Source organism: Streptomyces bambusae (genome assembly GCF_019400985.1).
Lineage (GTDB): Bacteria > Actinomycetota > Actinomycetes > Streptomycetales > Streptomycetaceae > Streptomyces > Streptomyces bambusae_A.
This window is the reverse complement of sequence record NZ_WTFF01000253.1, coordinates 1-10,581: the sequence shown is the minus strand read 5'-3', so window position 1 is coordinate 10,581 and position 10,581 is coordinate 1. Positions and strand designations below refer to the sequence as shown.

7 protein-coding genes are annotated in these 10,581 nt (G+C 73.7%); 5 read left to right on the top strand and 2 right to left on the bottom strand.

The annotated features are described in order from the left end of the window. Window positions 1-963, top strand: a 963-nt coding sequence (locus GPJ59_RS27195; protein WP_219670344.1) for a DUF4190 domain-containing protein, incomplete at its 5' end; no start/stop codon positions are given. 118 nt (window positions 964-1,081) lie between these two features. After that, complete coding sequence (locus tag GPJ59_RS27190; RefSeq protein WP_219670343.1) at window positions 1,082-2,836, top strand: NAD+ synthase; 1,755 nt, start codon at window positions 1,082-1,084, stop codon at window positions 2,834-2,836. 68 nt (window positions 2,837-2,904) lie between these two features. On the opposite strand, the gene GPJ59_RS27185 is transcribed toward GPJ59_RS27190, so the two are convergent. Beyond that, window positions 2,905-3,927: an endonuclease/exonuclease/phosphatase family protein gene (locus GPJ59_RS27185; RefSeq protein WP_219670342.1), complete on the bottom strand. Its 1,023-nt coding sequence runs from the start codon at window positions 3,925-3,927 to the stop codon at window positions 2,905-2,907. A 319-nt stretch (window positions 3,928-4,246) separates the two neighbouring features. On the opposite strand from GPJ59_RS27185, the gene panB reads away from it, so the two are divergent. The 3 genes from panB to GPJ59_RS27170 all read left to right on the top strand — a co-directional run bounded on the left by panB (window position 4,247) and on the right by GPJ59_RS27170 (window position 7,179). Then, complete coding sequence (gene panB, locus GPJ59_RS27180) at window positions 4,247-5,119, top strand: 3-methyl-2-oxobutanoate hydroxymethyltransferase (protein ID WP_219670341.1); 873 nt, start codon at window positions 4,247-4,249, stop codon at window positions 5,117-5,119. Between the two features lie 165 nt (window positions 5,120-5,284). After that, window positions 5,285-6,322: an ATP-binding cassette domain-containing protein gene (locus GPJ59_RS27175; RefSeq protein WP_219670340.1), complete on the top strand. Its 1,038-nt coding sequence runs from the start codon at window positions 5,285-5,287 to the stop codon at window positions 6,320-6,322. Then, a complete protein-coding gene (locus GPJ59_RS27170; protein WP_219670339.1) occupies window positions 6,319-7,179 on the top strand; it encodes an ABC transporter permease in 861 nt (286 codons plus the stop codon). The genes GPJ59_RS27175 and GPJ59_RS27170 overlap by 4 nt, the downstream gene beginning before the upstream one ends. Window positions 7,180-7,244: 65 nt before the next feature. On the opposite strand, the gene GPJ59_RS27165 is transcribed toward GPJ59_RS27170, so the two are convergent. Continuing rightward, window positions 7,245-10,581 (bottom strand): AfsR/SARP family transcriptional regulator (locus GPJ59_RS27165; RefSeq protein WP_219670338.1); only part of this gene is annotated, 3,337 nt, incomplete at its 5' end.

The following is a 10,581-nucleotide window of genomic DNA, read 5'->3' as shown; positions in this document are numbered from 1 at the left end:
GCCCCGGGCACCCCCACGCCCGGACAGCCGTTCGCTCCGCCAGGTGGTCCCGCCGCCCCGCCCTTCGCCGGCCGAGGCACCCACGGCGTACCCGGCGGCCCCGCCGGCCCCGGCAACCCCTGGGGCCCGCCCGCCGGCTTCGCCGGCTCCCCGTACGCCGGCCCGCCCGGCATGCCTGGCATGCCCGGTGCCCACGCGTCCTCCAACGGCCTGGCCGTCTCCGCGCTCGTCGTCGGCTGCATCGGCCTGGCGGTCGCGTTCGTCCCGTTCCTGTTCTGGATCGGCGGCATCATGGCCGTCGTCGCGCTCGGCCTCGGCATCGGGGCCGTCGTCCGCGCCTCGAAGGGCGGCGGGCGCAGGGCGATGGCCGTCACCGGCACCGTCCTCGGCGTCCTGGGCATCGGCGCCTGCGTCGCGGGCTGGTTCATCACCGCGTCCGTCGTCGACCGGCTGGCCGACCGGGCCGACCGCAGCCTCGGCCGCGAGCTGGACGAGATCGAGGAGCTGGAGCGCTCCTTCCCGAGCACCCCGGCGAAGCCGACGAAGCCCTCGCCCTCGCAGGTCCCCGGCCTGGCGAGCCCGGTGGCCTTCGGCGAGACCGTCACGGTCGAGGACGGCATCAAGGTGTCCCTGTCGAAGCCGGTGAAGTACAAGCCGGAGACCGCCTACGGCCGCTCGAAGGTGAAGAACGCCGTCACGCTGACGGCCACGATCACCAACACCTCGGACAAGCCCCACGAGGTCATCTACGCCGTCCCGAACGTCCGCGACGAGAAGGGCATGACCGCCGAACTCGTCTTCGACACCACCGTGCCGAAGATGATCAAGGGCTCCATCGCCCCGGGCCAGTCCGCCAGCGGCGTCTTCGCCTGGGAGGTGCCGGAGGGCACCACCAGCATCAGCGCCGACATCGCGGCCGGCACCTTCCTGCCGCCCGCCATGTTCAGCGGCCCGATCGGCTGACCCGCACCCCCACAAAGCCCCGAAGACAACCCCCACAAGCCCCCGAAAGCCACGGAATTCGCCTTGGGAGAGCCGGGGCCCAGGACATCGCGTCAGAAAGACGATTACACTGGGCCCCGTGCCTCAACTACGCCTCGCGCTGAATCAGATCGACTCGCACGTCGGCGACATCGCCGCCAACGCCGACTCGATCGTCCACTGGACCCGGCACTCCGCCGAGCAGGGCGCCCATCTCGCGGCGTTCCCCGAGATGGTGCTGACCGGCTACCCCGTCGAGGACCTGGCGCTGCGCGCCTCCTTCGTCGACGCGTCCCGGGCCGCGCTGCACGGACTCGCGGAGCGGCTGGCGGCCGAGGGGCTCGGCGAGCTGCCGGTCGTCGTCGGCTACCTCGACCGCGCCGAGAAGGCCACGCCCAGGCTCGGCCGCCCGGCCGGGGCCCCGCAGAACGCGGCCGCCGTGCTGCACGGCGGGCGGGTCGTCCTCCGCTTCGCCAAGCACCACCTGCCCAACTACGGCGTGTTCGACGAGTTCCGCTACTTCGTGCCGGGCGACACTCAGCCCGTGATCCGGGTCAAGGGCGTCGACGTCGCGCTCGCCATCTGCGAGGACCTCTGGCAGGAGGGCGGCCGCGTCCCGGCCACCCGCACCGCCGGGGCCGGCCTGCTGCTCTCCGTCAACGCCTCGCCGTACGAGCGCAACAAGGACGACCTGCGCCTCGAACTGGTCCGCAAGCGCGCCCAGGAAGCCGGCTGCACGCTGGCCTACCTCGCGACCATCGGCGGCCAGGACGAGCTCGTCTTCGACGGCGACTCGATCGTCGTGGACCGGGACGGCGAGGTGATCGTGCGGGCCCCGCAGTTCTCCGAGCGCTGCGTCCTGGTCGACCTGGACCTGCCGGCCGCCGCGGCCGCCGCCCCCGAGGGCGTCGTGGACGACGGGCTGCGCATCGAGCGCGTGGTCCTGTCCGAGGAACCGGCCGAGCCCTACGAGGCGGTGGTCACCGGCGGCTACGCCGACCGCCTGGACGACGACGAGGAGGTCTACGACGCCCTGGTCGTGGGCCTGCGCGCGTACGTCAGGAAGAACGGGTTCCGCTCCGTCCTCGTCGGCCTCTCCGGCGGCATCGACTCGGCGCTCGTCGCCGCCGTCGCCTGCGACGCGATCGGCGCCCAGAACGTCCACGGCGTCTCGATGCCGTCCAAGTACTCCTCGGACCACTCCAAGGACGACGCGGCCGAGCTGGCCCGCCGTACCGGGCTCAACTTCCGTACGGTCTCCATCGAGCCGATGTTCGACGCGTACATGAGCTCGCTGGGCCTGACCGGCCTGGCCGAGGAGAACCTCCAGTCCCGGCTGCGCGGCACCGTGCTGATGGCCCTCTCCAACCAGGAGGGCCACATCGTGCTGGCCCCCGGCAACAAGTCCGAGCTGGCCGTCGGGTACTCCACGCTCTACGGCGACTCGGTCGGCGCGTACGGCCCGATCAAGGACGTCTACAAGACGGACGTCTTCCGGCTCGCCGCCTACCGCAACCGGGCCGCCGAGGAGCGCGGCGAGACCCCGCCCATCCCCGAGAACTCCATCGTCAAACCGCCGAGCGCCGAACTGCGCCCGGGCCAGGTGGACACGGACTCGCTGCCGGACTACCCCGTGCTCGACGCGATCCTGGCCCGGTACGTGGACCGCGACCAGGGCCTGGAGGAGATCGTGGCCGCCGGCTTCGACCGCGAGCTGGTCGCGAAGACCGTACGCATGGTGGACACGGCCGAGTACAAGCGGCGCCAGTACCCGCCGGGTACGAAGATCTCGGCGAAGGGCTTCGGCAAGGACCGCCGGCTGCCCATCACCAACGGCTGGCGCGAACACGCCTGATCAGGTGCGACGGGTGCTCGGGCCCGGGCCCGGGCCCGAGCACCCGTCGCACCTGGATCCCGTCGCGCCTAGATCGCGAGCCGCGCCGCGAGCGGCAGGTGGTCGCTGCCCGTGCGCGGCAGGGTCCAGGACGCCTCCGGGCGGATGCCCCGGACCATGATCTGGTCGATGCGGGCCATCGGGAACTGGGCCGGCCAGCTGAAGCCGAAGCCGTCGCCCGCCGCGCCCTGCGTGGACCGCATCTGCGAGGTCACCGGGGAGAGCGAGCGGTCGTTCATCGTGCCGTTGAGGTCGCCGAGCAGAACCGCCCGCGGCAGCGGCTCGCCGGCCAGCGCCTGGCCCAGGGCCTCGGCGCTCCTGTCCCGCTGCTTGGCGGTGAACCCCGCGTCCAGCTTGACCCGGACCGAGGGCAGGTGGGCGACGTAGACGGCCACCGGGCCGTGCGGGGTGGCCGCCGTGGTGCGCATGGCGCGGTCCCAGCCGATCTTGATGTCCACGGCCGCGCTGGAGGTCAGCGGGTACTTGCTCCACACGCCGACCGTGCCCTCGACGGCGTGGAACTTGTACGTGTCCGCCAGCGCCGCCGCGTAGACGGGGACGGCGCTGGGCTTGAGCTCCGTCAGGGCCAGCAGGTCGGCGCCGGACGCCGCCACGGACGCGGCGGTGCCGCGCGGGTCCGGGTTGTCGGCGTCCACGTTGTGGGTGGCGACCGTCAGGTTGCCGCCGGGGCCGGACTTGTCGGTGACCAGGCCGCCGAACAGGTTCACCCACACCACCGCCGTCAGCGTGACGGCCAGCAGCGCCGTCGCGGACCGGCGCCAGAGGGCGGCGGCCACCAACAGCGGGACGGCCAGCCCGAGCCAGGGCAGGAACGTCTCGATGAGGCTGCCGGTGTTGCCGACGCTGTTGGGCAGCTCGGCGTGGAAGATCATCACCAGGGCGACGAGCACGGCCAGGGCCGCGAGTACGGCCCCGCGCCGCCAGATCCCCGGGTCCTTGCGCAGTTCGGCCAGCCGCCGCCGGATGCGGGATCCGGAGGGCTCGGGCTCCGAGCCGCCGTTCCCCGTCTCCGCCACCTGCGCCTGTGCCATGCCTGCCGTCCTCGCTGCCGTGCTTGCGCTCCGTCCCCGTCCCTTGACCCTAGGCGATGAGCGGAGCCTTCCGTACCGGTCCGTCGACCGCGTACGACCGGGAGGACGAAGGGGTCACCGGCGCGGGTTCCGTCTGTCACGAAACGCGCACATTCACCAGGGTCCGGGCGAAGCGCCGCCGGTGCCCGGCCGGAGTGTGACGGACCAGGCACAGGGGCGGGCCGCGCACACTTCCGGGCGGGCGGCGCGAATGCCACCATGGTGGGTGAGTCCGGGGACGCCGTGAGGGCGCCTCGAGATGACACAAGGAGCAGTTGCAATGACGCACGCCGTTTCGCCTGCCCGCGAACCCGGCAAGGTGGCAGCAGGACCCACCCTGTACGGAGGCAAGGGCACCCGGCGCATCACCGTCCGCGACCTCACCGCCGCCAAGGAGCGCGGCGAGAAGTGGCCCATGCTCACCGCCTACGACGCGATGACCGCGTCCGTCTTCGACGAGGCCGGCATCCCGGTCATCCTCGTCGGCGACTCGATGGGCAATTGCCACCTCGGATACGACACCACCGTGCCCGTCACGATGGACGAGATGACCCTGCTGTCGGCGGCCGTGGTACGCGGCACCAGCCGGGCCCTGGTCATCGGCGACCTGCCGTTCGGCTCCTACCAGGAGGGTCCGGTGCAGGCCCTGCGCAGCGCCACCCGGCTGGTCAAGGAGGCGGGCGTGGGCGCCGTCAAGCTGGAGGGCGGCGAGCGGTCGCTGCACCAGACCGAGCTGATCGTCCAGTCCGGCATCCCGGTCATGTCCCACCTGGGCCTGACCCCGCAGTCCGTCAACGCCATGGGCTACCGGGTCCAGGGCCGGGGCGACGAGGCCGCCCACCAGCTGCTGCGCGACGCCAAGGCGGCGCAGGACGCGGGCGCCTTCGCCGTGGTGCTCGAACTGGTGCCGGCGGAGCTGGCGGCCGAGGTCACCCGGTCCCTGCACATCCCGACGGTGGGCATCGGCGCCGGCGCCGACTGCGACGCGCAGGTCCTCGTGTGGACCGACGCGATGGGCCTGACGGGCGGGAAGCTGCCGCGCTTCGTCAAGCAGTACGCGAACCTGCGCCGGACCATGGAAGACGCGGCGCGCGCCTTCGCCGAGGACGTGGTCGGTGGAACGTTCCCGCAGGAGGAGCACACCTTCCACTGAGGCGCTGAGGGAGTGAAGGACTGACCGGCTGAGGGACTGAGGGACCGACAGGACCCACAGCACGGCCCAGAACCTCCAGCACCGACAGCCCGCCGACGAGACGTCGGCGGGCTGTCCACATCCTGTAGGCCATCTGTAGGTGGTTTGTCAGTGGCGCCTGGTCCCATGGTGGGCATGACGCGAATCGACAAGAACCCCCGGCGCGGCGCCAACGCCGTGGAGGTGCGGGGACTGGTCAAGCACTTCGGCGAGACCAAGGCACTGGACGGTGTGGACCTGGACGTCCGCGAGGGCACGGTGCTCGGTGTCCTCGGTCCCAACGGTGCCGGCAAGACCACCCTGGTGCGCTGCCTTTCCACCCTGCTCGTGCCGGACGCCGGCACCGCCACCGTCGCGGGCTACGACGTGGTCCGCCAGCCCCGGCAGCTGCGCCGCACCATAGGCCTCACCGGGCAGTACGCCTCGGTCGACGAGAAGCTCTCCGGCTGGGAGAACCTCTACATGATCGGCCGGCTGCTCGACCTGCCCCGCAAGGAGGCCCGCGGCCGCGCGGACGAGCTGCTGGAGCGCTTCTCGCTCACCGAGGCCGCCAAGCGGCCCGCGATGCAGTACTCCGGCGGCATGCGCCGCCGGCTGGACCTGGCCGCCTCCATGATCGGCCGGCCGGCCGTGCTGTACCTGGACGAGCCGACCACGGGCCTGGACCCGCGCACCCGCAACGAGGTGTGGGACGAGGTGCAGCGGATGGTCGCCGAGGGGGCCACCGTCCTGCTCACCACCCAGTACATGGAGGAGGCCGAGCAGCTCGCGAACGAGCTGACGGTCATCGACCGCGGCAAGGTGATCGCCCACGGCAAGGTGGACGAGCTCAAGGCGCGGGTCGGCGGACGCACGCTGCGCATCCGCCCCGCGGACCCCGCCGAACTGCCGGACATGGCCCGCGCGCTGGCCGAGGCCGGCCTGGACGGCGTATCGGGTTCGCAGGCCGTGCCGGACGAGGGCCTGCTGCTGGTGCCGCTCCTGAGCGACGAGCAGCTGACCGCCGTGGTCGGCCTGCTGGCCGCCCGCGGGTACGCCATCGCCGACCTCGGCACGTACCTGCCCAGCCTGGACGAGGTGTTCCTCTCCATCACCGGGCAGAAGCCCACCGCCACCGACGCGGACCCCGCGTCCGCCGAGCAGACCGAGGAGGTCGCGGCATGAGCAGCGTCACCACCACGCCCACCCGTACGCCGTCCGGCGCCGCGACCGGCGGCGGCCCGCAGGGGCCGGCCGACGACGGCCGCATCGGACTGCGGGCCCACCTGCGCCACATCGGCGCACTGTCGCGCCGCTACGCGCTGCAGATCAAGGCCGACCCGGAGTCGATGTTCGAAGTCGTCCTGATGCCGATCGTGTTCGTGCTGCTGTTCACGTTCGTCTTCGGCGGCGCGATCTCGGGCTCGGGCAACCAGGACGTCTACGTCAACTACCTGGTCCCCGGTCTGATGGCCATGATGGGCCTGAACATCGCGATGGCGGTCGGCACCGGCGTCAACGACGACTTCAAGAAGGGCGTGATGGACCGCTTCCGGGCCATGCCGATCGCCCGTTCCTCGGTGCTCATAGCGAAGATCGTGGTCGAGATAGGCCGGATGCTGATCGCCATGGCCATCATGCTGGGCATGGGCTTCGCCCTGGGACTGACCCTGCACGGCTCGGTGCTCCAGCTGCTGGCGGCGGTGGGCCTGTCCCTGGTGTTCGGCGCCTCGCTGATGTGGATCTTCATCCTGCTCGGCCTGACCCTGCAGACCGCGCAGGCGGTCCAGGGGATGGCGATGATGGTGCTGATGCCGCTCCAGTTCGGCAGCTCGATCTTCGCCCCGACCACCTCGATGCCCGGCTGGCTGCAGTCGTTCACCAACGTCAACCCGCTGTCGAACCTCGCCGACGCGGCCCGGCACCTGATCAACAACGAGGGCCCGGTGGCGCAGCCGGTGATGGTCACCCTGGCCTGGGCCGTGGGCATCACGCTGGTGACCGCGCCGCTGGCGGTGCGCAAGTTCCGCAACAAGACCTGATCCGGCAGCACCTCTTGACGGAAAGTCGCGTCCCGGACGAGGTGACGTGCGATCGGGGGACCGGATCAGACGAGGGCGGTGGCCTCCTTCACGGTGAGGTCGCCGCCCTCCGCGTACGCCGCCTCGTACGCGCTCCCGCCCAGCTCCGCGCGAGCGAGCCGCTCCACCCGCTCGCGGGTCTCGCGCTCGGTCGTGACCGGGAAGTGGCCCGCCGGGAGGTGGGCCGCGTAGGCGCCCAGCAGCAGCGCCGCGGTGCGCGCCCGGTCGGGCCCGCCGAGCAGCGCGTAGGCCTCGGCCGCGGTCGACAGGAACACCGCGGGCATGTGCGGCGCGACCATCCGGGCCAGCGGGTCCTCGGCGACGGCCAGGGCCTCGCGCGCCTTGGCGAGGGCGTCCTCGTGGCGGCCCTCCAGGTTGTCCAGCCAGCCCATCGCCCCGAGGAGGACGCAGTCGAAGATCGCGTACGCGCCGAAGGCGAACTCGTCGCGCAGCAGCTGGAGCTGGGCCCGGCCTTCGGGCACGCGGCCGGTGCGGCCGTACCAAACGGCGAGGAAGATCCGGGCGGCGGGCACCGCCTCGTTGCCGTACTCCGGCGAGGTCCGCAGGATGCCGGTCAGGATCTCCTCGGCCTCGGCCTCGGTCCCGGCCTCGGTCCCGGTCCCGGTCCCGGTCTCCCCGCCGGACTCCAGCAGCACCCCGGCCAGGCGCACCCGGAGCACCGTCACCTGGGCCTGGGCGCCGAGCCGGCGGGCGTAGTCGATGGCGGCCCGGAAGTCCCGCGCGGCCAGGGCGTACTCCCCGCGCCGCTCCAGGGACTCGGCGCGGGCGGACAGCGCCTCGGCGCAGCCCCAGTCGTCGCCCAGCTCCTGGAAGACGGCCAGGCTCTCCTCGGCGTCGCGGGCGGCGGCGTCGGCATGGTCGGGGCGGTTGGCCAGGACGTTGGCGCGCAGCTGGAGCGCTGAGGCCAGCTCCCAGCGGTAGCCGTTCGCGCGGGCGGTGTCGACGGTGGCGTGGACCACCTTGTGGAGCATGTCCACGTCGCCGGCGATCATCACGGCGTAGATCCACATGGCGCCGGGCGTGCGGCAGGTCTGCGGCAGGCCGGGCCGGTAGGCGGCCACGATGCTCGCGACCTCGGCGCGGGCCTCGGGCCGGTCCCAGCTGCCGCTGTGCTGGTCGCGGGTGGCCAGCACCATCAGGCGGATTCCGCGCCAGGCCTCGGTGAGCACGTCCCCGGAGTACGGCGGGGGCGCGTCGACGATCCGGGTGTGGACGGGCGGGGCGGGTGCGGCCGGGGGCGCGAAGGGGTCGGGGCCGAGCGCGGCGGCGGCGTTCGACCAGTGCCGGGACTCGCTGCGCAGGTCGTGCATGTGCCAGTACCAGGCGAGCGAGTGGACCAGGCAGAGCACCTCGTCCACCTCGTGGGCGGCGACGGCGCGGCGCAGGGCGGTGCGGAGGTTCTCGTACTCGGTGTCGAGCCGCTGCGCCGCCGCGCGCTGGCCGCGGCGGCGCAGCAGCGGATCGGTGGTGCGGGCGAGTTCGCGGTAGTGGGTGAGGTGGCGGCGCTCGGTCTCGCGCCGGTCGCTCCCGGCGCCCGCTCCGGTGAGCCGCTCGGCGGCGTACTCGGCGACGGTCTCCAGCAGGCGGTAGCGCATCTCGCCGCCTGCTGCGGGGGCGGCGACGACCAGGGACTTGTCGACGAGCGAGCCGAGCACGTCGGCGACGTCCAGGGCGTCGAGGCGGGTGCCGAGGCGGGTGTCGGGGCGGGTGCCGAGGCGGGTGTCGGGGCGGGCGTCGGCGCACACGGCTTCGGCGGCGGCGAGGTCGCAGCCGCCGGCGAAGACCGACAGCCGGCGCAGGACGGTCCGCTCGGCCTCGTCGAGCAGGTCCCAGGACCAGTCCACGACCGCGCGCAGGGTCTGCTGGCGCGGCAGGACGGTCCGGCTGCCGCTGGTCAGCAACCGGAACCGGTCGTCCAGCCGGTCCGCGATCTGCCGCGGTGTCAGCAGCCGCAACCGGGCCGCCGCCAGCTCGATGGCCAACGGCAGCCCGTCCAGCCGCCGGCAGATCTCCGCCGCCGCGGCCGGATCCGCCTCGACGGTGAAACCGGCACGGGCGGACGCGCCCCGGTCGGCGAGCAGCCGCAGCGCCGGCGCGGGCGGCAGCGGCTCCACCGGCCGTACGAACTCCCCCGGCACACCCAGGGGTTCACGGCTCGTGGCCAGGATCCGTACGCCGGGACACCGCGCGAGCAGCTCCTCGGCGAGGGCGGCGGCCGCCCCGACGACGTGCTCGCAGTTGTCGAGGACCAGCAGCAGACGGCGCCGCCCGCAGTGCTCCACGAGCCGGGCCATCGGGCCGGCCCCGGCCAGCTCGGCCAGCGCCCGCAGCTCCTCGGCGGCGGCGCCGCGCAGCTTCGTCTCGCGCGCGCCGACCGCGGCGAGGGCGGCCTCGGGCACGTCGTCGGGGTCGTCCACGGGCGCCAGCTCGACGAGCCACACCCCGTCGGGCCAGCCTCCGTCCCCGGCGTGCGCCTCGGCGGCCTCCTGCGAAAGCCGCGTCTTCCCGGCCCCGCCGGGCCCGAGCAGGGTGACGAGCCGATGGCCGGAGAGGTCCTCGCCGATGACCCGGATGTCCTCCTCCCGCCCGACGAAGGTGGTCAGCCGCGCCCGCAGGTTGCCCCGCGGCGGGGCGGGCAGCGGCTCGGCCGGCGGTACGAGGTCCTGCGGCGCGGAGTCCTGCGGCCCGGGCGCGGGTGCGCCCGGGGGCGCGGGCGGTGGGGCCAGGGCTGCGGAAGGGTGCGGGGATGCGCTCGGGGACGGGGCCGCGGAGGGGGCCGGGGACGGTGGCGCGGCCGGAGAAGGGGACGGTGTCGGGGTGATCGGGGTGAGGAGTTCCTCGTGCAGGGCGCGGAGCTCCGGGCCCGGGTCCGTGCCCAGGCGGTCGGCCAGGGTGCGGCGGATGTGGTCGTAGGCGGCCAGGGCCTCCGCGGGCCGGCCCGTGTCGCGCAGGGCGCGCAGCCGGAGGGCCTGGAGGGGTTCGTCCAGCGGGTGCTCGGCGCACAGCGCGCCGATCTCGGGCAGGACCCGGTCCGCCCCGCCGAGCGCCAGGGCCGCGGCCAGCCGGCCCCGGCGTGCCTGCAGGCGTACGGCCTCCCAGCGGCCGGCTTCCGGTTCCGGCTCCGGCAGGTCCGCCAGGGCCGGTCCGCGCCACAGCGCGAGCGCCTCGTCGTACAGGGCGGCCGCGCGCCCCGGATCGGCCTCGGCGAGGGCGCGGGCGGCGCCGCGGGCGAGGTCCTCGAAGCGGAACAGGTCGATCTCGCCCCGACCCGCGGTGAGCCGGTAGCCGCCGTCCGACGAGGCCACGGCCGCGTGCCCCAGGGCCCGGCGCAGCCGCCCGACC